The organism is Streptomyces sp. NPDC050997 (genome assembly GCF_040660135.1).
Classification (GTDB): Bacteria; Actinomycetota; Actinomycetes; order Streptomycetales; family Streptomycetaceae; genus Streptomyces.
The window spans coordinates 109,633-131,973 of sequence record NZ_JBFAGK010000024.1; the positions used below are offsets into that span (position 1 = coordinate 109,633).

Annotated in this window: 18 protein-coding genes; 8 read left to right on the plus strand and 10 right to left on the minus strand. The window is 71.0% G+C overall.

The window, feature by feature from the left end:
- Window positions 1–7: 7 nt before the first annotated feature.
- Window positions 8–2,089 (plus strand): DNA helicase RecQ, encoded by a 2,082-nt coding sequence (gene recQ / locus AB0H86_RS37370; RefSeq protein ID WP_362449386.1) that lies wholly within the window; start codon window positions 8–10, stop codon window positions 2,087–2,089.
- A gap of 48 nt (window positions 2,090–2,137) precedes the next feature.
- On the opposite strand, the gene AB0H86_RS37375 is transcribed toward recQ, so the two are convergent.
- From AB0H86_RS37375 to fahA, 8 genes are all read right to left on the minus strand, one after another.
- Window positions 2,138–5,095, minus strand: a complete 2,958-nt coding sequence (locus AB0H86_RS37375) for a fumarate reductase/succinate dehydrogenase flavoprotein subunit (protein ID WP_362449353.1) — start codon at window positions 5,093–5,095, stop codon at window positions 2,138–2,140.
- Window positions 5,096–5,106: 11 nt separating this feature from the next.
- Window positions 5,107–5,880, minus strand: coding sequence for an ABC transporter ATP-binding protein (locus AB0H86_RS37380; RefSeq protein WP_362449355.1), 774 nt, complete (start codon window positions 5,878–5,880; stop codon window positions 5,107–5,109).
- Window positions 5,864–6,748, minus strand: a complete 885-nt coding sequence (locus AB0H86_RS37385) for an ABC transporter permease (RefSeq protein WP_362449388.1) — start codon at window positions 6,746–6,748, stop codon at window positions 5,864–5,866. The genes AB0H86_RS37380 and AB0H86_RS37385 overlap by 17 nt, the downstream gene beginning before the upstream one ends.
- A gap of 95 nt (window positions 6,749–6,843) precedes the next feature.
- Window positions 6,844–8,193, minus strand: coding sequence for an ABC transporter substrate-binding protein (locus AB0H86_RS37390; RefSeq protein WP_362449357.1), 1,350 nt, complete (start codon window positions 8,191–8,193; stop codon window positions 6,844–6,846).
- A 16-nt stretch (window positions 8,194–8,209) separates the two neighbouring features.
- Window positions 8,210–8,437 carry a ferredoxin family protein gene (locus AB0H86_RS37395; protein WP_030790138.1) on the minus strand — a complete coding sequence of 76 codons (228 nt, stop codon included), beginning with the start codon at window positions 8,435–8,437 and terminating at the stop codon, window positions 8,210–8,212.
- A gap of 99 nt (window positions 8,438–8,536) precedes the next feature.
- On the minus strand, window positions 8,537–9,325 hold the full coding sequence (locus AB0H86_RS37400) for a GntR family transcriptional regulator (RefSeq protein ID WP_362449359.1): 789 nt from the start codon (window positions 9,323–9,325) through the stop codon (window positions 8,537–8,539).
- Between the two features lie 166 nt (window positions 9,326–9,491).
- The gene (locus AB0H86_RS37405) at window positions 9,492–10,430 is read right to left on the minus strand and encodes a M56 family metallopeptidase (protein ID WP_362449361.1); all 939 of its coding nucleotides are present in this window, start codon (window positions 10,428–10,430) and stop codon (window positions 9,492–9,494) included.
- 432 nt (window positions 10,431–10,862) lie between these two features.
- A complete protein-coding gene (gene fahA / locus AB0H86_RS37410; protein WP_362449363.1) occupies window positions 10,863–12,077 on the minus strand; it encodes a fumarylacetoacetase in 1,215 nt (404 codons plus the stop codon).
- A 225-nt stretch (window positions 12,078–12,302) separates the two neighbouring features.
- Here fahA and AB0H86_RS37415 point away from each other — a divergent pair, with 225 nt between their 5' ends.
- A complete protein-coding gene (locus tag AB0H86_RS37415) occupies window positions 12,303–13,559 on the plus strand; it encodes an ATP-grasp domain-containing protein (RefSeq protein WP_362449364.1) in 1,257 nt (418 codons plus the stop codon).
- Between the two features lie 82 nt (window positions 13,560–13,641).
- Window positions 13,642–14,850 carry an FAD-dependent oxidoreductase gene (locus tag AB0H86_RS37420; RefSeq protein ID WP_362449366.1) on the plus strand — a complete coding sequence of 403 codons (1,209 nt, stop codon included), beginning with the start codon at window positions 13,642–13,644 and terminating at the stop codon, window positions 14,848–14,850.
- Between the two features lie 74 nt (window positions 14,851–14,924).
- On the opposite strand, the gene AB0H86_RS37425 is transcribed toward AB0H86_RS37420, so the two are convergent.
- The gene (locus tag AB0H86_RS37425; protein ID WP_362449368.1) at window positions 14,925–16,073 is read right to left on the minus strand and encodes an arabinogalactan endo-1,4-beta-galactosidase; all 1,149 of its coding nucleotides are present in this window, start codon (window positions 16,071–16,073) and stop codon (window positions 14,925–14,927) included.
- A 346-nt stretch (window positions 16,074–16,419) separates the two neighbouring features.
- Between AB0H86_RS37425 and AB0H86_RS37430 the strand changes: the two genes are divergently transcribed.
- The 5 genes from AB0H86_RS37430 (at window position 16,420) to AB0H86_RS37450 (ending at window position 21,625) form a co-directional block, all read left to right on the plus strand.
- Entirely contained in the window at window positions 16,420–17,754 is a 1,335-nt protein-coding gene (locus AB0H86_RS37430; protein ID WP_362449370.1) for an extracellular solute-binding protein, read from the plus strand.
- A complete protein-coding gene (locus AB0H86_RS37435; protein WP_362449372.1) occupies window positions 17,751–18,746 on the plus strand; it encodes a sugar ABC transporter permease in 996 nt (331 codons plus the stop codon). The genes AB0H86_RS37430 and AB0H86_RS37435 overlap by 4 nt, the downstream gene beginning before the upstream one ends.
- Complete coding sequence (locus AB0H86_RS37440; protein WP_362449374.1) at window positions 18,743–19,621, plus strand: carbohydrate ABC transporter permease; 879 nt, start codon at window positions 18,743–18,745, stop codon at window positions 19,619–19,621. The genes AB0H86_RS37435 and AB0H86_RS37440 overlap by 4 nt, the downstream gene beginning before the upstream one ends.
- A 40-nt stretch (window positions 19,622–19,661) precedes the next feature.
- Window positions 19,662–20,690 carry a LacI family DNA-binding transcriptional regulator gene (locus AB0H86_RS37445; protein WP_362449375.1) on the plus strand — a complete coding sequence of 343 codons (1,029 nt, stop codon included), beginning with the start codon at window positions 19,662–19,664 and terminating at the stop codon, window positions 20,688–20,690.
- A gap of 122 nt (window positions 20,691–20,812) precedes the next feature.
- Window positions 20,813–21,625: an HAD family hydrolase gene (locus AB0H86_RS37450; protein WP_362449377.1), complete on the plus strand. Its 813-nt coding sequence runs from the start codon at window positions 20,813–20,815 to the stop codon at window positions 21,623–21,625.
- A gap of 60 nt (window positions 21,626–21,685) precedes the next feature.
- Here AB0H86_RS37450 and AB0H86_RS37455 read toward each other — a convergent pair whose 3' ends face one another.
- On the minus strand, window positions 21,686–22,165 hold the full coding sequence (locus tag AB0H86_RS37455) for a transglycosylase SLT domain-containing protein (RefSeq protein ID WP_362449379.1): 480 nt from the start codon (window positions 22,163–22,165) through the stop codon (window positions 21,686–21,688).
- Window positions 22,166–22,341: the final 176 nt, after the last annotated feature.

A 22,341-nucleotide genomic window follows, 5' to 3' on the forward strand; every position in this document is an offset into this window, starting at 1 on the left:
CATGGCTATGGGCGGGACGGGCGGGATCATCGAGATGCCAGGTATCACCGAGACGTCGGCGACGCAGAGCGAGGCACTGGCCGCGCTGCACCGCGTCTTCGGGTACGAGGCCTTCCGCGGCGCGCAGGGAGAGGTCATCGAGCATGTGGTGGCCGGCGGTGACGCCGTCGTCCTCATGCCGACCGGCGGCGGAAAGTCACTCTGCTACCAGATTCCGTCCCTGGTCAGACCCGGTACGGGCATTGTGGTCTCGCCGCTCATCGCGCTGATGCAGGACCAGGTCGACGCGCTGCGGGCGCTGGGTGTGCGCGCCGGGTTCATGAACTCCACGCAGGACTTCGACGAGCGGCGAGTCGTGGAGGCCGAGTATCTGGCGGGCGAGCTGGACCTGCTGTACCTGGCGCCGGAGCGGCTGCGGCTGGACTCCACCCTGGACCTGCTCTCGCGCGGCAAGATCGCGGTCTTCGCGATCGACGAGGCGCACTGCGTGTCCCAGTGGGGCCACGACTTCCGCCCCGACTACCTGTCCCTGTCACTGCTCGGCGAGCGCTGGCCGGATGTCCCGCGCATCGCGCTGACGGCGACGGCCACGCACGCGACGCACCAGGAGATCACCCAGCGGCTGAACATGCCGCAGGCCCGCCACTTCGTGGCGAGCTTCGACCGGCCCAACATCCAGTACCGGGTCGTGCCGAAGGCCGACCCCAAGAAGCAGCTGCTGGGCTTTCTGCGCGAGGAGCACGCGGGTGACGCGGGCATCGTGTACTGCCTCTCGCGCAAGTCGGTGGACGCGACCGCCGAGTTCCTGTCCCGCAACGGCATCGAGGCGGTGCCGTACCACGCGGGCCTCGACGCGGGCACCCGCGCGGCCCACCAGTCCCGCTTCCTGCGGGAGGACGGCCTGGTCGTGGTCGCCACCATCGCCTTCGGCATGGGGATCGACAAGCCGGACGTCCGCTTCGTGGCCCACTTCGACCTGCCCAAGTCGGTCGAGGGCTACTACCAGGAGACGGGCCGCGCCGGCCGTGACGGGCTGCCGTCCACGGCATGGATGGCGTACGGACTCAACGACGTCATACAGCAGCGCAAGCTGATCCAGTCCGGTGAGGGCGACGAGGCGTTCCGGCGCCGGGCCGCCGCCCACCTGGACTCGATGCTCGCGCTGTGCGAGACGGCCCAGTGCCGACGCGGCCAGCTTCTGGCCTACTTCGGTCAGGACCCCGATCCGACGGGCTGCGGCAACTGCGACACCTGCCTCGTCCCGCCGGAGACGTGGGACGGCACGGTCGCCGCGCAGAAGGTGCTGTCGACGGTGGTGCGGCTGCAGCGGGAGCGGGGACAGAAGTTCGGCGCGGTGCAGATCGTCGACATCCTGCAGGGCAAGCGGACAGCCAAGGTGATCCAGTTCGACCACGACCAGCTGTCCGTGTTCGGTATCGGCGAGGAACTCTCCGAGGGCGAATGGCGAGGTGTCGTACGGCAGTTGCTGGCGCAGGGACTCCTCTCGGTCGAGGGGGACTACGGCACGCTGGTGCTGACCGAGGCGAGCGGGTCGGTGCTGCGGCGGGAGCGGGAGGTGCCGTTGCGCAAGGAGCCGAAGAAGCCGGTGGCCTCGCGGTCGGCGTCGGGGTCCGGCTCGTCCGGCTCCGGGCGGGGCGAGCGCAAGGCCAAGGCCGCGGTGGCCGAGCTGCCCGAGGCCCTGCAGCCGGCCTTCGAGGCGCTGCGTGCCTGGCGGGCCGAGCAGGCACGGGAACACGGCGTTCCGGCGTACGTCATCTTCCACGACGCGACACTGCGGGAGATCGCGACGGTGTGGCCCACCTCGGTGCGGCAGCTCGGTGGGGTCAGCGGCGTCGGTGAGAAGAAGCTGGTGACGTACGGGGAGGGCGTGGTCGGGGTGCTCGCCGGACTGGGCGGACCTCCGGGGGCCGCGGCGCCGAACCCGACGGAAGCCGGCGTGGCCCCCGCGCCGAGCCCGGCGCGCGACACCGACCCGGGGCCAGGTTCAGGCTCGGGATCGAGTTCGGCATCGGGCTTCGACGACTGGCCGGAGATGGATGAGGAGCCCGAGCCGGAGGACTGGATATAGGCATAGGCGAGGTTTCTGGCACCGGCTCGGGCACCGGCGCCGGCCTTCTCACAGGGCCCGGGTGGCGTACGCCCTGACGTCCGCGTCCGTGTCGGTGGTGGCCGTGGACAGGGCCGCCCGGGCAGCCTCGGTGTCGGCGTGGCGGGTCAGGGCCAGGACCGCGGCCTTGCGGACGTCGGCGTTCGGGTCGGCCAGGGCCTTGGCCAGCGCGGGGACGGCCGTGTCGGGGTCCGCCGCGGACAGGGCGGTGGCGGCGCCCGACCGGACCTGCCAGGCGGGGTCGGCCAGAGCGGCCGTGGCCCGGGTGGCGAGCGGTGGGGGGCAGCCGGTGGTGCCCAGCGCTCCATAGGCCGCGCCGCGCACCAGGGCGTCGGAATCGTCGATCAGGGCGGCGAGGGCGGTGTGGACGGGGTCGGGGTCGGAAGCGGAGTCGAGCACGGGGTCGTGCGTGGGCTCGACGGTGGCCGCACGCGGGTTCTCAGGCGCGGTGCCCTTCGAAGCCGGGTTCTCGGAGGCCGGGCCCTTCCCGGTCGCAGCCTCCGCAGCCGAGCCCCCCGCAGCCGAGCCCGCGAACACCGTCGCCAGGGCCTTGGCGATCGTGACGCGGACCTCGCGTGACGGGTCGATGGTCGCCGCGCGGGCGAGCTCTTCGGCGGCGTCGACGGACACCAGCGCACGTACGGCCTCGATGCGGACGGCGGTGTCGGAATCCGCCAGAGAGCCCGCGAAGAGTGCCGCGTCACCGAGACGCAGGGCGCGCAGCACATCCAGTGCGGCGGCGCGGACGACCGGATCGGACTCGGCCAGGGCGGCGCCGAGGCCGTCGCGCAGGGCGGGTTCGGGCGGGAGTGTCTCGACGAGCTCGCGCAACGAGGCGGCGGCAGTGGCACGCACCTCGGCGGCGGGGTCCCGGAGCGCCTCGGCGAGGGCGGGCCCCGTCCCCGTCGGCAGCGCCTCGGTCAGGACGGCGACCGACTCGCGTCGGACGGCGGGAGAAGGGTCGGCCAAGTACGGCCGGAGGGCATCGAGTTCGGGCTGCTCCTCGGCGAGGGCGACGAGTTCGAGGAGACGGGCCGAGGACTGCTCGGCGACAGGGCGGGCGTGAGCGCTCTCCCGGTCACCGTCCCGCTCCGGCTCTGCCGCCCCGGCCTGGGTGGCCACCGGAGTCACATCCTGCGCCCCGGCCTTCGCCACCTGTTCGGCGTGCACCTCGCCGATGTGCCGGGACGCACCGCCGGTCGGGGTGAACTCCTCGATCGGGACCAGATAGGGAGCCACGGGACGAGCCGTGAACTCCATCGCACCAGAGGGGGACTTGTGCAGATCGAGGTGGTGGAACCAGGACGCGTCGTCGCGCTGCGGGTGGTCGAGACGATCGTGGTAGAGGCCCCAGCGGGATTCCGTGCGGGCCAGAGAGGCACGGGCGGCCATCTCCGCGCAGTCACGGATGAAGCTGACCTCCGCGCAACGCATCAGCTCGTGCGGGGTGTGGGCACCCATCTCCGCGATGTCGGCGCGCATCCGCTCGAACGCCTCCAGGGCCAGGGACAGCCGGGCGCCCGACTTCGGCGGGGCCACGTAGTCGTTCACGAAGCGGCGCAGCTTGTACTCGACCTGGGTCTGCGGCGGGCCGTCCGGGTTGTGCAGGGGGCGGTAGATCAGCTCGTGGGCGTCGTGCAGTTGATCGGTCGGCAACTCGCCCTCGTACGGCCGGTAGTGGGCCGCGTCCGAGCCCGCCAGGTCGCCGAAGACGAACGCGCCGATCATGTAGTTGTGCGGGACGCAGGCCAGGTCGCCGGCCGCGTAGAGACGGGGGACGGTCGTACGGGCGTGCTCGTCGACGCGGACGCCCGAGGCCGAATGGCCGCCGCACAGGCCGATCTCGGAGATGTGCATCTCGATGTCGTGGGTGCGGTAGTCGTGGCCGCGGCCGGAGTGGAAGGTGCCACGGGTCGGGCGCTCCGTGGAGTGCAGGATCGACTCCAGGGCCGAGACCGACTCCTCCGGGAGGTGGCTCAGCTTCAGGTACACGGGGCCCCGGTCGGAGGCGACCTCCGCCGCGAACTCCGCCATCATCTGGCCCGACCAGTAGTCGGAGTCGACGAAGCGTTCGCCGTGCCGGTTGACCTGGTAGCCGCCGAAGGGGTTGGCGACGTAGGCGCAGGCCGGGCCGTTGTAGTCCTTGATCAGCGGGTTGATCTGGAAGCACTCGATGCCGGTGAGCTCGGCGCCCGCGTGGTAGGCCATGGCGTAGCCGTCGCCCGCGTTGGTGGGGTTCTCGTACGTGCCGTACAGGTAGCCGGAGGCGGGCAGGCCGAGGCGGCCGCAGGCGCCGGTGGCGAGGATCACCGCGCCCGCGCGGACGGTGACGAACTGCCCCGTACGGGTGTTGAAGCCCGCCGCCCCCACGGCCCGCCCGTCCCCCGGCGAGGTCAGCACGCGCACCGGCATCACCCGGTTCTCGATGCGGATCCGCTCCCGCATCTCGCGCCGCCGCAGCTGCCGGTACAGCACCTTCTTGACGTCCTTGCCCTCCGGCATCGGCAGCACATAGGAGCCGGAGCGGTGGACCTGGCGGACCGCGTAGTCGCCGTGCTCGTCCTTCTCGAACTTCACGCCGTACGACTCCAGGCGCTGCACCATGGCGAAGCCGCGGGTCGCGGTCTGGCGGACGGTGGACTGATCGACGATGCCGTCGTTGGCGCGGGTGATCTCCGCGACGTAGTCGTCGGGCTCGGCACGACCCGGAATGACCGCGTTGTTGACGCCGTCCATGCCCATGGCGAGGGCGCCGGAGTGGCGGACGTGGGCCTTCTCCAGGAGCAGGACGTTCGCACCGCGCTCGGCGGCGGTCAGGGCGGCCATGGTGCCGGCGGTGCCGCCTCCGATGACGAGAACGTCGCAGGTCAGTTCCTCGGCGTCGGTGAGAGCGGGGATCGCCAGGGGGCTGTCCGCGGTGCCGGCCGTGGGGGTGTCCGGGGTGGTGTCCACCAGGGTGCCTTTCACGTACTGAGGAATCAGGTACTGAGGGAGGTGAGGACGTCACGCCGCAGTGCCACGCGCGCCGGGTCGTCGTGCGCCGTGCGGTCGCGGGGGCTCGGGACGTCCCGGACCGCGATCAGGCCGCCCGCGCCGAGCAGGGCCACACGGTCGCCGAGGAACAGGGCCTCGTCGACATCGTGGGTGACGAAGACGACGGTCGCGCCCGTGCCGCGCAGCACCTCCACCAGCAGGTCCTGCATGCCGGCGCGGGTCTGGGCGTCGAGCGCTCCGAACGGCTCGTCCATCAGGACGGCACGCGGTCGGGTGGCGAGGGCACGGGCCAGTTGCGCGCGCTGGCGCTGGCCCCCGGAGACTCGGTGCGGCAACTGCCGGGCCCGGTCGGCGAGTCCGACCCGGTCGAGCCAGGCGTCGGCCTGTTCCCTGCGCGGCCCGCGCGGCAACCCCTGGATGGCGAGCGGGAGTTCGACATTGGCGCGCAGGCTGCGCCACGGCAGCAGGGCGTCCTCCTGGAAGACCAGGGCGCGGTCGGCGGCGGGGCCGGTCAGCGGACCCCCGTCCTGGGCGACCGTGCCGGCGAGCGGGGGCAGCAGCCCCGCGAAGGTGCGCAGCAGCGTCGACTTGCCGCAGCCCGAGGGGCCGACCACGGAGAGGATCTCGCCGGGCGCCACGTCGAGGTCCATCTCGTCCAGCGCGATCGCGCCAGGGCGGCCGAGCGTGGCGCCACGCAGGGTGAGCCCGGCACCGGTCCGTGCCTGCCGCGTGGAGCGGACCTCAGACGAGCTGGTCATGGGGCACCTCCTCCTCGGTCTTGGAACCCGCCGTCACAGGGGTGGGGGCGACAGCGCGGGCCCGGGGGACACGCGTCCCGGGGGCGTACGACGTGCGTGGGAGCCAGTGGGTCAGGCGGCGGCCCAGCAGCTCCACGGCCGTGGAGGTGAGCCAGCCGAGGACACCGATGGTGACCATGCCGACGAAGACGCCCGGGTAGTCGACGACGGTGTAGTCCTGCCAGGTGCGGTAACCGACGCCGTACTGGCCGGAGATCATCTCGGCGGAGATCACACAGATCCACGAGACGCCGATGCCGACCGACAGGCCGCCGAAGATGCCGGGCAGCGCGCCCGGCAGCACCACCGAGGCGAGGATCCGCCACCGGCCGCCGCCCATCGTGAGCACCGCCTCCTCCCACACCGGGGACAGCGCGCGGACCGCGTGCCGGGTGGAGACGAGGACCGGGAAGAAGGCGGCGGTGCAGGTGATGAAGACGATGCCCTGTTCGTTGGAGGGGAACAGGAGGATCGCGACAGGGACGAGGGCGATGGCGGGGACCGGCCGGATCACCTCGAGCACCGGGCCGAGCAGGTCCTCCGCGAGCCGCGAGCGTGCCACGAGTACGCCCGTCGCCACGCCCAGGACGGCCGCCAGGAGAAAGCCGGTGAGGATGCGGGTGAGGCTGTCGGCGAGGTCCGTCCAGTAGTCGGGGCCGGACAGCCGGGCGGTGAAGGCGTGGGCCACGTCGGTGACCGTGGGGAACTGCGAGAAGCGCAGCCACAGGTTGACGTCCAGGCTGGTCAGCAGCTGCCAGGTGCCGAGGGCGGCCGCCAGCGAGGCGACCCGCAGCGCGTACCGGCCGGCCCGCCGCGGGTACCGGGGCACGAACCGGCCCGCCCGCCTCGGGAGTCGTGGCACGGCAGGGTCTGTCTGCTTCGGTCGCCGACGCGTGTCAGGGTCCGTCTGCCGCGCGTCCCGGGTCACGAGGCCCGCCCCAGCGCGTCGGCGTACGTGATGACGCGGGCGCCGCCGTGCTCGGCGAAGTAGGTCCGGGCGGTCGCCGGGGCGACGAAGGGGAGGAGCTGGTCGCCGTCGGCCACCCAGACCGCCTTGTCGGCGAACCAGAGGGTGCCGGTGGTGGCGTCGGGGACGTAGGAGGCGCGGATGTCGGACTTGTGCTGGGCGACGTAACTCAGCAGCTCGGCGGGCGTCTTGAAGCTACGGGTCTCTTCGGCGCCCTTGGGCCAGACCTCGCTCGCGGCCGGGGCGGGCGCGGTGGAGAGCCGCTTCGCGTAGTCCGGGCCGAGGGCCTTCTTGACGTAGTGGTCGTCGACGAAGGCGTCCACGTCCACGTCACCGGTCAGCTTCGCCGACTTCAGCACCGACACGTCGTCCTTCAGCGCGGAGACGAGCTGGGGCTTGATCGCCGGGTCGAAGGTGGAGATGCCGTGGGCGCCGTTGTAGAGGTAGACGACCTCGGCGGGCAGGCTGGTGGCCTTGGCGACCTTCTCGGCGGCGGTCACGGGGTGTTCGTCGAGGTAGTCGGTCGCCTCCGCCTGGGCCTTCAGGAAGGTCTCCAGGACGGTGGGCCGCTCCTTGGCGAAGTCCTCGCGGGCGGTGACGCCGTGGAAGGTGGGGAGGTTCAGCTGGGCGCCGTCGTACAGGGCCTTCGCCTTGCCCTGGAAGGCGAGCAGGCCGGGCCAGGCGACGAACTGCGAGAGCGCGTCGGCGCTGCCGGCGGTGAGGGAGGAAGCGCCCACCGCGGGCTGCTGGTTGAGCTTCTCGATGTCCTTGTCGGCGTCGATGCCGGCGCGTTGCAGTGCGCGGACGAGGGTGCCGTCGGCGGCCGAGCCGATGCTCGTGGACACCTTCTTGCCGCGGAGGTCGGTGAGGGAGGTCAGCTTGGAGCCGGGGGAGGTGACGATCGTGTTGAGGCCGCCGCGGAGGTTGTAGCCGGTGACGGAGACCAGACGGGTGGGCTTGTTGAGCTGCTTGCCGCGGGCCGCGTTGATGAGGAGCGGGAAGTCGCCCATCGAGCCGATGTCGATCTTCCCGGCGGTCATCTGGGCGGTGATGGGGGCGCCGGTGGCGTAGTCCTGCCAGTCGACCCTGTAGGTGTGGCCGTCGTGGAGGGCGTTGAGCTCCTTCTCGAAGTAGCCGAGGGAGCGCAGGAGGGTGCCGGCGGTGACGGTGTTGATCGTCTTGGACTGGTAGCCGACGGTGACGGTGACCGTGGAGCTGTCACCGGCCGACGCGTCACCGCCGCAGGCGCTGAGGGGGAGGAGCAGGGCGACGGCGGCTGTGGCGACTGCGGTGCGTTGGTGATTCATCGGAGATCGGGGCCTCTCACCGGAGCAGATAGGGCATGTTGACCGTGACGGCTCCGGTGGGACAGCGGGCCGCGCAGGGACCGCAGTACCAGCACTCGTCGACGTGCATGTAGGCCTTGCCGTTGCTTTCGTCGATGGCGAGGGAGTCCAGCGGGCACATGTCCACACAGAGCGTGCAGCCGTCGATGCACTTCGACTCGTCGATGGTCACGGGCACGTCGGCCCGCTGGGGCACCAAGGGCATGGCTGTCTCCAGGGAGGTGCGCGAGCAAGGGTGATGGTTACGGGTTACAGGGACCGGCGCAGGACCGGTACAGCGGCCGGTACGGCGACCGGCGTGTGGTCATAACGACCGGTGCAGAAGGCCGCTCATCGTGATGCGGTCGCCGCGGAAGCGGATGAACTCCAGGTCGACCGGGCGGCCGTCGGCGAGGTGCGTGAGGCGTTCCAGCATCAGGACGGCCGCGCCGCGTGGGGCTTCGAGTACGGCGGCGGAGTGGGTGTCCGCGTTCACCGCCTCCAGGGTGATCTCGGCGTGGCCGAGACGCTGCCCGGTGATGGCTTCCAGAAGGCGGAAGACGTCGGTGTTCTCCAGGTCGGCGCCGAGCAGGGCGGTGCCGATGTCGAGCGGGATGTAGGTGAGGTCGAGGGAGAGGGGGAGGCCGTTCAGGCGGCGCAGGCGTTCGATGTAGAGAACGTCCGTGCCGGGTGGGACCTGGAGGCGGTCGGCGACGGGGGTGGGGGCCGGGGCCGGACCCATCGTGCGCACCTCGTTGGTGACGCGGCCGTGCTCGCGGAGGGTTTCCGCGAGACCCATCAGATGGTCGAGGCCGTGCGGGTACTTCTGGGCGACGACCACGGTGCCGACGCCGGGGAGGCGTTCGACCAGGCCTTCCGCACGGAGCAGGTCCAGGGCCTGGCGGACCGTGTTGCGGGAGGCGCGGTAGTCGGCGGCGAGGGTGGACTCGTGGGGGAGGGTGCCGTCCGGGAATCCGACCGTGAGGAGCTGGCGGCGCAGCAGGTCGGCCAGTTGGCGGGCCTGGTCCGCGCGCAGCCGACGCCGCGCGCGGTGGGCGGCGACGGTGGTCGCGCCCTGGCCGGCGTGCTCTCGGACGCGGTCGGAGGCTGGCATGTTTTGAACCATAGCGAGACGGTAGGGAAAGCAGTGTTGCGGGAGTGTTGCGCCACCAATGGGTGCTGCCGGTGTAGCCGCTGACCTGGGATGTTCTGGCGCGGTGCGGGAAGATCTGCCACCAGGCGGTGGCGAAGCGGGCCGGGGAGGGTGGTGCGGGGGAGGTCTACGACAGTGCCGTAAGGCCCGGGGCGAAGGTGATCAGAAGAGGGAGCAGGGGCACCAGGCCCGCGACCGCCGTCGTCAGCAGCCGGTGCCTGGGGCCCAGGCGGGGCTGGGGTTCGAGGAGGCGGTCCACTCGCTCGCCGAGGAGACGGTGGGTGGAGGCGCAGGAGAGGACGCCGCGGTGCTGGTTGAGCTCGATCAGGGCCAACGCCGTCGTGAGGTGGCCGCAGCGGCGGGAGGCCGTGTCGTCGGCGGCGAGTTCGACCAGGCGGTGGGTCTGGTCGCAGAAGTGGGAGAACAGCGGAACCTGGGGGAAGCCGGTGGCCAGCGCGGTGGAGAGGTGGAGCAGCCAGTCGTGGCGGGCCCGGGCGTGGCCGCGTTCGTGGGTGAGGACGGCGTCGAGCTGGTGGTCGGTGAGCCGGTGCAGGGCGCCGGTCGTGACGATCAGCTGGGACGGGTTGCCCGGCATCCACCAGGCGTCCGGGTACTCGTCCTCCAGCACCAGCAGCGGGCCGCGCGCCTCGGGCAGCCCCGCAGGCAGGTCGGGGGCGCGCTCGCGCAGGTGGGCGTGGGCCCGGCCGCGGCGGCGGCGGGCCTCGACGAGCTCCCGGGTCAGCATCGCGGTCGTCCAGGCAGCCCCGCAGCCCAGCAGCACTGTGAGAGCGACGGCCCACGCCGGGGCCGCGGAGAGGTCGTATGCCGCGGTCACGGCGGGCGGTGCCGGGGCGAAGACGTGGTCGCGGACCGTGTGGAAGACGGCGGCGGCGCCGAGGACCAGGGCGGTCAGACAGCACAGCAGGACCGTGGCGACCAGGCACTGCCACACCCACAGGCCGACCACCGGGTCCCGTTCGGGCCACGCGGCCCGGGTCAGCGCGCGCGGGACCGGCACGGCGGCCGCCAGGGCGACGGCGCTGAGCAGGAGCAGGCAGAAAGTCATGCCACGGGCTCCGGATCCTGGTCGGAAGAAAGGCGGCTACGGGTCGGGCTGTGGAGCTGCGTGCGGCTGTGCGGGCGGCGGGTGCGGTGTCTCGAACCGTGCGTGGCGCCCACCGTCAGTATGACGGCGTGCGGCGCGGGAGTCAGGGGGTTGGAACTGTTGACGGTCCACCGAGCGGGTACCGAACCAGCACCCCGGCCCACCGAACCAGCACCCCGCTCCACCGAACCGGTGCCCCGCCCGACCCTGTTCGGGCGGGTCGCCCGGGGCGAGACGATCGTGTACGGCGATCAGGCCACCGAGACCAGCGACAACACTGCCGGCGGCCACAGGGCTCAGGCACAGGGCTCGGTTGGCGACGGTCCCCGCCGTTCCGTCGCAGGTCGTGCTCAGCGCGCCCGACGCCGTCGAGCCCGCGCCCAGCCGCTTGTGTCAAGCGCTTGGTACAACCCTCCCGCTCACCTCCCCCAACCCCACCCGCACCCCGTCCGGCCCGGGCGCCCACGCCGACAGGGTCACCACGTCGCCGTCCTCCAGGAACGTCCGCTTGCCGTCGGGGAGTTCGAGGGCGTCACGGCCGTTCCAGGTGAGCTCCAGCAGTGAACCCCGTTCGCGCTCGGAAGGTCCGCTCACCGTTCCCGAGCCGTACAGGTCGCCCGTGCGCAGCCAGGCGCCGTTGACGGTCATGTGGGCCAACTGCTGGGCGGCGGTCCAGTACATGGTGGAGAAGGGGGGCTCCGACACCACGTGGCCGTTGACGGAGACCGAGATGCGCAGGTCGTAACCGCCGGGCTCGTCCTCGGAGTCGTCCAGGTACTCCAGCGGCGTGTGGGTGCGCTCCGGCGGTGTCACCCGCGCCTCCTCCAGCGCGTCCAGTGGGGTGATCCACGCGGACACCGACGTGGCGAAGGACTTGCCGAGGAACGGGCCGAGGGGGACGTACTCCCACGCCTGGATGTCCCGCGCCGACCAGTCGTTGAGCAGGCACAGCCCGAAGACGTGCTCGCGGAAGTCGGCCAGTGCCACCGGCCGGCCCGGCTTGGACGGCGCCCCGACCACGAAGCCGACCTCGGCCTCGATGTCCAGTCGGACGGACGGCCCGAAGACGGGTGCCGGGTCGGCGGGGGCCTTGCGCTGGCCCGAGGGCCGTACGACGTCCGTGCCCGAGACCACCACCGTGCCGGCGCGGCCGTGGTAACCGATCGGCAGGTGCTTCCAGTTGGGGGTGAGGGAGTCGGCGGCGTCCGGGCGGAAGATCTGTCCGACGTTCCGGGCGTGGTTCTCGGAGGCGTAGAAGTCGACGTAGTCCGCGACCTCGAAGGGGAGATGCAGGGTGACGTCGGACAGCGGGCGGAAGAGTCCCGCGATCGCCTCCTGGTGGGACGGGACCGTCACCCATGCCGTCAGCGCGCGCCGCACGTCCGACCACGCCGTGCGGCCCGCGGCGAGGAGCGGCCCCAAAGTGGGCCGGGCCAGCAGGGATACGTAGGGGGAGCCCAGGGTGGCCGCCGCGGCGCCCGCGTCGAGTACCTGGTCCCCCAACCGGATGCCTACGGTCCGGTCTGTCGAGCCGGGGAGCGAGAACACGCCGTACGGAAGGTTGTGCGGGCCGAAGGGGTCACCTGCGGGGAGATCGAAGGGGGGCATGGGGTGCTGCCTCACTCTCGTGCAAACCGTGCGGTCCATGTGGTTGAGCCACACGTTACGGCTGAGTTGCGTGCCCTGGGCAGTGTCTAAAGAGTTTGCAATGTCCGAAATTTCCTTGTCGGAGGTGGCAATTCCGGCTTAGCGTCCTTTGGGGGACACGGGCGGGGTGGGTCCGGTCCGTAGGGGGGACACGTGGGGGGACCCGTGGCCAGGAGCACCAGCAGTGTGCCGTTTTCAGCCGCCCGTGAAGTGCCGGGTCTGATCGTGAAGTTCGGCGGTTATCCGTTGCACCACGGCGGTGTCGGCGCCATCCGGAGTCTGGGCCGCCTGGGCGTCCCGATGTACGCGATCACCGAGGACCGTTACACGCCCGCGGCCGCGTCCCGTTACCTGGAGCGCGCGTTCGTGTGGCCGACGACGGGGACGGAGGACCCGGGCCGTCTGGTGGAGGGGCTGCTGCGGATCGGGCGGCGGATCGGCCGGCCCGCCGTGCTGATCCCCACCGACGAGGAGGCCGCGGTCCTGATCGCCGAACACCAGGGCGAACTTGGCGACCACTTCCTCTTCCCGTGCGTCGATCCCGTTCTGCCGCGCCGCCTTGCCAGCAAACAGGGGTTGCACGAACTGTGCGTGGAACACGGGGTACCGAGCCCGTCGGCGGCCTTCCCGCAGTCGTACGACGAGGTCGTCGACTTCGCGGAGAAGGCCCGCTTCCCGGTGGTGGCCAAGAACCGCGAGGCGTTCGTACGGCGGGAGCGCCCGGCCGTGCGCGGCACCACCCGCATCACCACCCGCGTGGGGCTTCTCACTCTGGCCCGGGACTGGGGCGAGCACCCCGGGGTGATCCTCCAGGAGTACCTGCCGAGGGAGCAGGCGGAGGACTGGATCGTGCACGCGTACTTCGACCGGGACTCGGTCCCGCTGGCCCTGTTCACGGGGGTCAAGGTCCGCTCCTGGCCGCCGCACGCGGGCATGACGGCGCACGCGTACGTCGTCGACAATCCGGAACTCGCGGATCTCGCCGCGCGTTTCATCAAACAGATCGGCTTCACCGGAATCATCGACCTCGACCTGCGCTTCGACCGGCGCGACGGACAGTACAAACTCCTCGACTTCAACCCGCGCATGGGCGCCCAGTTCCGGCTCTTCGAGAGCGAGTCGGGGGTGGACGTGGTGCGTGCCATGCATCTGGATCTGACCGGGCGCACCGTTCCGGAGGGGGAACAGCGCGCCGGCCACCGGTACATCGTGGAGAACATCGACCTGCCCGCCCTGCTCGCCTACCGCCGCAGCGGCTACACGACGCCGCACGCACCGGCGCGGGCGAGCGGGACGGAGCTGGCCTGGCTCGCGGGTGACGACCCGCTGCCGTTCCTCACGATGCTCGCGCGCTTCGTGCGACCGGGCACGAAGCACCTCTATCAGCTGTGGCGCGGCAACCGCCGTGGCGGCAGTGCCCGTTCGGGCGGTCAGCCGGCGTAGGAAGAGGCTGCCCGAACAGGCCGCGAAGCGACGAAGCGACGAACTGACGAAGTGACGAAGTGACGTCCTGGGGAGGGACTTCGTGATCCAACCGGTAGCAGTCATCGGTGCCGGGCCGTTCGGCCTGTCGACCGCCGCGCATCTGCGGGCGCGCGGCATCCCTGTCCGAGTCTTCGGCGACCTCATGGTCAGCTGGCGCGACCACATGCCCGCCGGGATGCTCCTGAAGTCGACCCCGGTCGCCTCCACCATCGACGCCCCGCAGCGCGGCCACACCCTGGTCGACTACTGCGACGCGGCGGGCATCCGGCGGCTCGTGACGGACGAGGACATCATTCCCGTCGAGACCTTCATCGCGTACGGCGAGTGGTTCCAGCAGAAGCTGGTGCCCGAGCTGGAGCGGGAACGGGTGGTGTCCGTGGACCGGCGGACCACCGGCGGTGGGGGCTTCGAACTGAAGCTGGACTCGGGCGAGTTGTTCACCGCGCGGGCGGTCGTCGTCGCGACCGGTCTGTCGGGCCTCGCCCATCTGCCCCCGGAGCTGGCCGCGGCCGCGCCGGACGGACCCACCCCCACGGGGGCGCTCTCCCACAGCTCCCAGCACCACGACCTCACCCGCTACGCCGACCAGGAGCTGATAGTCGTCGGCGCCGGCCAGTCCGCGCTGGAGACGGCGGCGCTGGCGGCGGAGGCGGGCGCGCGGGTGCGGGTGGTGGCGCGCGGGCGCGGCAGTGTCGCGTTCGGGGCGCCGCCCTGGCGGCAGCCGAGGCTGCGTCCCGAGTCGCCGTTCGGCCGCGCCTGGTCCCTGTGGGCGCTCAGCTACTATCCGCACCCCTACCGCCACCTCCCGGCCCAGGCCCGCCACTACCTGGTCCGCCGGGTCCTGGGTCCGCTGGGCGCGTGGTGGCTGCGCGAACGCTTCGAGGGCACGGTGCGGGTCAGCGAGGTGGACCGGGTGCTGAGCGCGGACACCGCCGACGGTCACCCGACGCTGACCGCCCTCGGCCTCACCGGCCGCAGGGAACGGCTGGCGGCCGACCACGTCATCGCGGCCACCGGATACCGCGTCGACCTCGCCGCGATGGACTTCCTCGGCCACGAACTGCGCACCCGGCTCACGGTGAGCCGCGGCGCGCCGAAGCTGGGCGCGGGATACGTGTCGTCCGTCCCGGGCCTGTACTTCACCGGCCTGCCGTCGGCGGCGTCGTACGGGCCGCTGATGCGGTTCGTGTGCGGAACGGAGTTCGCGTCGCCGAGGCTGGTGAGACACCTGGCCGCCGCCCACGGGTAGGGGCCCGCGGGGACCTGCCACCGCCACCGCCACTGCCTGCCAGGAACCGCCCCGCCCGCCCGCCCGCCAACGGCCTACCCCCGATACCGCCCCAGCGTCCGCAGCCCCGGCAGTGCCCGGTTCTCGAAGTCGAACAGGGCGAGGTTCTCCCAGGCGTTGCCGGATGCCGGGTCCGTCGGGTCCCAGCCGCTGCCGGCGCGGTAGGTCCACAGGCCTTCCCAGTAGCAGTAGCCAAGGCCCTGGCCGCCCGGCACCGCCGCCGCGAGGTCGGCCACCGCGCGCAGCCAGGCCGCCTGGCCCTCGGGCGTGGCGGGGAAGCCCTCGGTCAGCTGCGAGGGGTCGTTCATGATGTCGTTGACGTCGTCCTCGCTCTTCAGCGTGAACGGGTAAGCGGTCTCGGCGATCACGCACGGCTTGCCGTAACGGGCCGTGATGTCGGCCATGTTGGCGGCGGCCTGCTCCACCGGCCCGTGCCAGAACGGGTAGTAGGAGAGCCCGATGATGTCGAACTCGACGCCGTAGGACACCGCGTTGTCGAACCACCAGCGGTACAGCCCGTTGTCGCCGCCGTTGGCCAGATGCAGGATCGTTCGGACGCGCGGCGTGGTGTCGCGGGCCGCGCGCAGCCCGGCCTTCAGGAACGCGGCGAGGTTGTCCCAGTGCTCCCAGTCGCCCTCGGGCCAGAGCATCCCGCCGTTCAGCTCGTTGCCGACCTGCACCAGGTCGGCCGGGGTGCCCTGCCGCCGCAGCGCGCCGAGGACGTCGGCGGTGTGGTCGTACACCGCCCGGGTCAGGCCCGGCACGTCCAGGTCGTTCCAGGCGGCCGGCTTGCTCTGGTGCGCCGGGTCGGCCCAGGTGTCGGAGTAGTGGAAGTCGACCCAGATGCCGATGCCGGCCCGCTTCAGGCGCCGGGCCAACGGGAGTATGTGCGCCTTGTTGTTGTAGCCGTCGGCCGGGTTGACCCACACCTTCAGCCGGGCATGGGTGACGCCCGCCTCGGCGAGGATGCGGACCGGGTCCTGGCGGCGGCCGTCGGCACGCCGGTAGACGGCACCCTTGTCCTCGTTCTTCGGCAGCGAGGAGATGTCCACACCGCGGATCGCCAGGCGGCCGCGGTGGCCGGCGGTCCCGGTGCCGGCGACGGCGACGGCGGGAGCCGCGCCCAGCACGGGAACGGCCAGTGCCGCGGCTCCGGCAGCGGTCAGAACACTGCGTCTGCGCATGTCAGGGTCCCTTCACGGTGAACGTCACAGAGGAAGAACAAACCTTGATGAGGAAGAACGAGAGGAAGCACGAGAGGAAGTACGAGAGGGCGAACGAGACGCTTCAAAAAGGCATGTTTCTGTGATCGTGCACAGTACTGATCGCGCTCGCCATCCGCGAGCAACAAGTAGGTAACCCCAGGCACCCTCCATTGACAAGGGGCCGAAACAATTCTCTACTGTGCACGATCACAGAGCCGCGCGGCCCTCGCGCACAGCCCCTCGGTCACGTCCGCAGAACCTCCCCCCACGGCGGTTGCCGCGTACGCGGGACGTTGACGAGGTCGGCTGGTTCAAGTCAGGGGAGATGAAGATGTCGATCCACAGCCGCCAGATCAGCAGGCGAAGCATCCTCGCCGGGGCCGCAGCCCTCGGCCTCACCAGCACCCTCGCCGCCTGCGGCGGTTCCGACGACGACTCCGGCGAGAGCGGCGGGCCGGTCAAGCTGACCTACTGGGCGTGGGCGCCCAACATGGAGAAGGTCGCCGCGATCTGGAACAAGAAGAACCCGGACATCACGGTCACCGTGTCCAAGCAGGCGAGCGGCGGCGAGATCCTCTCCAAGCTGATCACCGCGAAGAAGGCCGGCAACGCGCCCGACCTGATCCAGGTCGAGTACCAGTCGCTTCCGACCCTGGTCTCCAACGACGTTCTGGCCGACATCTCCAAGTACGCCGGCGACACCAAGTCCGAGTTCTCCGAGGGACTGTGGGGCATGGTCACCCTCGGCACCGACGCGGTCTACGCGATCCCGCAGGACTCCGGGCCGCTGATGTTCTACTACCGCGAGGACCTGTTCAAGAAGCACGGCCTGTCCGTGCCGAAGACCTGGACCGAGTTCGCCGAGACCGCGCGCGCCGCCAAGAAGGCGGTCCCGGACGCCTACCTGACCACCTTCTCCTCCAACGACCCGGGCCTGTTCGCGGGCCTCGCCCAGCAGGCCGGCGGCAAGTGGTGGACGGTCGACGGCAGCGGCAAGTGGACCGTCGGCATCGACGACGCCGCCACCAAGAAGGTCGCCGAGTTCTGGGGCGGCCTGGTGCAGGAGGGCGTCATCGACAACCAGCCGATGTACACCCCGCCCTGGAACCAAGCCCTGAACAAGGGCACCCACCTCGCCTGGGTCTCCGCCGTGTGGGCGCCCGGTGTGCTGGTCTCCTCAGCCCCCGAGACCAAGGGCAAGTGGCGCATGGCCCCGCTGCCGCAGTGGAAGTCCGGCGAGAACGTCACCGGCAGCTGGGGCGGCTCCTCCACCGGCGTCTCCACCGACTCCAAGCACGCCGAGGCAGCCGCGAAGTTCGCCCGCTGGATCAACACGGATCCGGAGGCGCTGGCCGCCCTGGTCAAGGAGGTCGCCATCTACCCGGCGGCCACGAAGGGCCAGTCCGGCGACGTCCTGACGACGCCCGAGTTCTTCTCGAACCAGAAGGACTTCTACACCACGGCCGCCGAGATCGCCGCGACCACGGCCGCCTCCGCCTGGGGGCCGAACGTCCAGACCACCTACACCGCCTTCCAGGACGACTTCGGCAAGGCCACCAAGGCGAAGAAGGAGACGCAGTTCCTCTCCGCCCTCGGAACCATGCAGACGAAGACCTTCGACGACATGAAGAAGCAGGGCTTCGAGGTGGCCGAGGCATGACCAGCGCTCCGCTCAAGGGCTCCGACCGCATCGCGGCCGGGCCCTTGGCGGACGGCACCGGCACCGCCCCGTCCGTCCGCCCCAGCCGCCCCCGCCGCCGTGGCCACAGCGCACCGTACTGGTTCCTGGTGCCCACGCTGTCCCTGTTCGCCGCCTTCACCGTCATCCCCATCGGGTACGCGATCTGGCTGAGCCTCCACAAGGTCAAGGTCAAGGGCATCGGACTCGGCAAGGGCGCCCGCGAACAGGTCTGGAACGGCCTCGGCAACTACACCGACGTGTTCCAGGACTCCGAGTTCGGCCACAGCGTGCTGCGCGCCTTCGGCTACGGCCTGATCGTCATCCCGACCATGCTCGGCCTCGCCCTGCTGTTCGCGCTGATGCTCGACACCCCGAAAGCGCGCAGCGCGCCCCTCGCACGGCTGATGATCTTCCTGCCGTACGGGGTGCCCGGCATCATCGCCGCCCTCATGTGGGGCTTCCTCTACCTTCCGGACGTCAGCCCCTTCTACTACCTGCTGGACAAGTTCGGCCTGCCGCAGCCCGACCTGTTCGACGGCGGCAACCTCTATCTGTCCTTCGCGAACATCGCGGTGTGGGGCGGCACCGGCTTCAACATGATCGTCATCTACACCGCACTGCGGGCGATCCCACCGGACATCTACGAGGCGGCCAGGATCGACGGGGCTTCCGACCTGCACATCGCCCTGAAGATCAAGATCCCGATCGTGATGCCCTCGCTGGTGCTCACCTTCTTCTTCTCGGTGATCGCCACCCTCCAGGTCTTCACCGAGCCCATGGCCCTGAAGCCGCTCACGAACAACCTGCAGAGCACGTGGAGCCCGCTGATGGCCATCTACGACAGCGCCTTCCTGAAGTCCGACATCTACGGCGCCGCCGCCACCACGGTCGTCCTGGCCATCGCCACGTTCGTCCTCTCCTTCACCCTGCTGCGTATCTCCGACCGCTACACCGGGGAGGACCGGGCATGACCCCCCTCACGCTCACCGCCGACGCCACCGGCAAGGCCGGCCGCGCGCGGCGCACCGCCTGGGTCCCCACCCTCGTGCTGATCCTCGGCACGCTGTACTGCCTGGTCCCGATCGCCTGGGTGGTCATCGCGGCGACGAAGAACCGGTCGGAGCTCTTCTCCACCTTCAGCTTCGCGCCCGGCACCGGGTTCCTCGACAACCTGGGTGACCTGACGGCGTACCGGGACGGCATCTACTGGCAGTGGATGGCCAACTCCGCCTTCTACGCGGGCGTCGGCGCACTGTTGTCCGCCGCTGTCTCCGCGGCCGGCGGCTACGCGCTCGGCCGGTACTCCTTCCGCGGGCGGGAGGCCATCTTCAAGATGATCCTGGCCGGTGTCCTGGTGCCGAGCGTCGTGCTGGCCGTTCCCCAGTACCTGTTGCTGTCGAAGACGGGCCTGGCCGACTCGTACTGGTCGATGCTGCTGCCGTCGATCCTCTCTCCGTACGGCGTCTACCTGGTCCGCATCTACGCGGCCGCCTCGGTGCCCACCGAACTCATGGAGGCCGCCCGCATGGACGGCGCCAGTGAGTGGCGGATCTTCTCGCGGATCGCCGTACCGATGATGATGCCGGGCCTGATCACGGTGTTCCTCTTCCAGTTCGTCGCCATCTGGAACAACTTCCTGCTGCCGTTCGTGATGCTGGCCGACGACACCAAGTTCCCGATCACCCTCGGGCTCTACACGCTGCTCGCCCAGGGCGCCTCGCAACCCGCGCTGTACACCCTGGTCATCACCGGATGTCTGCTGGCGATCCTCCCGCTGATCGCGCTGTTCCTGGTGATCCAGCGGTTCTGGTCCCTGGACCTGCTGAGCGGCTCGATCAAGTCCTGAGCACCCGGCTTCCCGAAACCCACGGCCCCGAACGAGGAACATGACCACCAGCGCCAACGGCCGCCGCAGACCGCCCACCATCCACGACGTGGCGCGCGAGGCGGGCGTGTCGCGGGGCACCGTCTCCCGCTTCCTGAACGGCGGCCACTACGTCTCGCCGGCCGCCCGCCGGGCCGTGGAGGCCGCCATCAGGAAGACCGGGTACGTGGTCAACCGGCATGCCCGCAGCCTCAGTACGGGCCGGTCGGACTCGGTGGCGTTCCTGCTCACCGAGCCGCAGGAGAAGTTCTTCGAGGACCCCAACTTCAATGTGCTGCTGCGCGGCTGCACCGAGCACCTCGCCCGGCACGACATCCCGCTGCTGCTGATGCTCGCGGCGACCGACGACGACCGGCGCCGCCTGACCCGCTACATCACCTCGGGCCACGTCGACGGGGTCCTGCTGGTCTCCAGCCACAGCGGGGACCCGGTGGCGGCCGAACTGCGCGACGCGGGCATCCCGTTGGTGGCCTGCGGCAAGCCGCTGGGCCTCGGTTCCAAGGTCAGCTATGTGGCGGCCGCCGACCGTGACGGCGCGGCGGAGATGGTCCGCCACCTGATCGAGGGCGGCCGCCGCCGCATCGGCATGATCACCGGGCCGTTGGACACCCCGGGCGGCACCGAACGCCTGGCCGGCTACCGCGATGTGCTCGTCGAGGCGGGGCTGCCCTACGACGCGGCGCTGGTCGTGGAGGGCGACTACCGCCGCACCGGCGGCGAGGAGGCGGCACGCCGACTGCTCGCCCAGGCCCCCGACATGGACGCGGTGTTCGTCGCCTCCGACCTCATGGCCCAGGGAGTCGTCAACACCCTTCAGCAGTCCGGGCGTTCGATCCCCGATGACATCGCTGTCGGCGGCTTCGACGACTCGGCCGCGGCCACCGCCGTCACCCCGGCCCTCACCACCATGCGTCAGCCCTACGACCGCATCAGCGCCGAGATGGTCCGCATGCTCCTCGCCCAGATCGCCGGCGAGGACACGGCCGGGGTGATCGTGCCGACGGAACTGGTGGTGCGCGACTCCGCGTGACCGCGACCACCGTGGTGACCGGAACGGACGTTCGCAACCGGAGCAGCCGTCAACCCATGTGAAGGCTGCAGCCGTCCGGTTCGCGTCGAGTCGGCGGGGCGTTCCATCCGTATTCTCTGATCATGGCCGCACCTACCGCATATTCACTGATCGCCACCGACCTGGACGGAACGCTGCTGCGAGGCGACGACACGCTCTCCGACCGGTCGCTCGCCGCGCTCGCGCGGGTGGCGGCGGCCGGCGCCCGGCACCTCGTCGTCACCGGCCGGCCGGCGCCCAGAGTGCGTCCCCTCCTGGACATCCTGGGCGGCGGGGGGCTCGCGGTGTGCGGGCAGGGCGCGCAGGTGTACGACGCCGGCGCGGGCCGTCTGCTGTGGTCGGTCACCCTGGACCGGGAGTTGGCCGAGACCGCGCTCGGCAAGATCGAGGCCGAGGTGGGCCAGGTGTACGCCGCCGTCGACCAGGACGGCGTCGACGGACTCACGCTCATCGAGCCGGGCTACCTCATGCCCCACCCGACGCTGCCCGCGGTACGCGTGGGACGGCGCGACGACCTGTGGTGCGAGCCCATCAGCAAGGTGCTGCTGCGCCATCCCGACTTGTCCGACGACGAGTTGGCGGCGACGGCCCGCTCGGTGGTCGGTTCCCTCGCCACGGTCACCATGTCCGGGCCGGGGACCGTCGAACTCCAGCCATGCGGCATCACCAAGGCGACGGGCCTCGCGCTGGCCGCGGATCATCTGGGCCTCGGCCCGGACCGGACCGTCGCCTTCGGTGACATGCCCAACGACATCCCGATGTTCGACTGGGCCGCCCACGGCATCGCCATGGCCAACGCCCACCCCGAACTCAAGGCCGTGGCCGACGAGATCACCCTGTCGAACGAGGACGACGGCATCGCCGTCGTCCTCGAAAGACTCTTCCCGGAGGCCTGAGCGGCCTGGGCGACCCCGGCCCCCGAAGCGGCCGGGGTCGCCCGGACCTCCTGAGAGGGCTTAGTACGCGCCCCACACGTTGTCGATCGAGCCGTACCGCGCGGCCGCGTAGTTGCAGGCGGCGGTGATGTTCGCGACCGGGTCGTACGGGTTCCACGAGGTACCGGCCACGTGGTACGCCTGGAAGGTCGGGTCGATGGTCTGGAGCAGGCCCTTGGACGGGGTGCCCGCGGCGGCGTTGGAGTCCCAGAGGTTGATGGCGTACGGGTTGCCCGAGGACTCCCGGATGACGTTGCGGTAGATGCCGTAGTACGTACCCGGAATCGCGTGTTGCCCCATGACATGGAGCGACGCCCGGATCCAACCGTCGAGGTTGTTGGCGTACCCCAGCGAGGAGGCGGTGACCACGGTCGGGGTCGCCGCCGACGCGGTGGTCGCGCCCATGATCGGGAGCGCCAGTACGGCGAGTCCGGTGCCCGCGACAGCGAGCTTGCGGGTGAGGCGGGCGGTTCTGGAGTGACGGAGCTGACCTGCGGACATGGGGACGTTCCTCTCCGGCGCCTGCGAGGTGAGCTGTCGGGTTCGGGCGAGAGCTGCCCGGCCGTGGCGCCGGGGGGGGGGCGGCCGTCACCCCCAACCCCACCCGCACTTGCAGGTACAAACCCAAAAGCGGCGAAGCAGGGGACCCCCCCCCAGCCCGGGGGGGGTTGGGGGTG

Coding starts and splice junctions, on each gene's coding strand:
- recQ (WP_362449386.1), top strand. CDS start 8: ATGGGCGGGACGGGCGGGATCATCGAGATGCCAGGTATCACCGAGACG.
- AB0H86_RS37380 (WP_362449355.1), bottom strand. CDS start 5,880: ATGACCAGCTCGTCTGAGGTCCGCTCCACGCGGCAGGCACGGACCGGT.
- AB0H86_RS37390 (WP_362449357.1), bottom strand. CDS start 8,193: ATGAATCACCAACGCACCGCAGTCGCCACAGCCGCCGTCGCCCTGCTC.
- AB0H86_RS37395 (WP_030790138.1), bottom strand. CDS start 8,437: ATGCCCTTGGTGCCCCAGCGGGCCGACGTGCCCGTGACCATCGACGAG.
- AB0H86_RS37400 (WP_362449359.1), bottom strand. CDS start 9,325: ATGCCAGCCTCCGACCGCGTCCGAGAGCACGCCGGCCAGGGCGCGACC.
- AB0H86_RS37405 (WP_362449361.1), bottom strand. CDS start 10,430: ATGACTTTCTGCCTGCTCCTGCTCAGCGCCGTCGCCCTGGCGGCCGCC.
- fahA (WP_362449363.1), bottom strand. CDS start 12,077: ATGCCCCCCTTCGATCTCCCCGCAGGTGACCCCTTCGGCCCGCACAAC.
- AB0H86_RS37425 (WP_362449368.1), bottom strand. CDS start 16,073: ATGCGCAGACGCAGTGTTCTGACCGCTGCCGGAGCCGCGGCACTGGCC.
- AB0H86_RS37430 (WP_362449370.1), top strand. CDS start 16,420: ATGAAGATGTCGATCCACAGCCGCCAGATCAGCAGGCGAAGCATCCTC.
- AB0H86_RS37435 (WP_362449372.1), top strand. CDS start 17,751: ATGACCAGCGCTCCGCTCAAGGGCTCCGACCGCATCGCGGCCGGGCCC.
- AB0H86_RS37440 (WP_362449374.1), top strand. CDS start 18,743: ATGACCCCCCTCACGCTCACCGCCGACGCCACCGGCAAGGCCGGCCGC.
- AB0H86_RS37445 (WP_362449375.1), top strand. CDS start 19,662: ATGACCACCAGCGCCAACGGCCGCCGCAGACCGCCCACCATCCACGAC.
- AB0H86_RS37450 (WP_362449377.1), top strand. CDS start 20,813: ATGGCCGCACCTACCGCATATTCACTGATCGCCACCGACCTGGACGGA.
- AB0H86_RS37455 (WP_362449379.1), bottom strand. CDS start 22,165: ATGTCCGCAGGTCAGCTCCGTCACTCCAGAACCGCCCGCCTCACCCGC.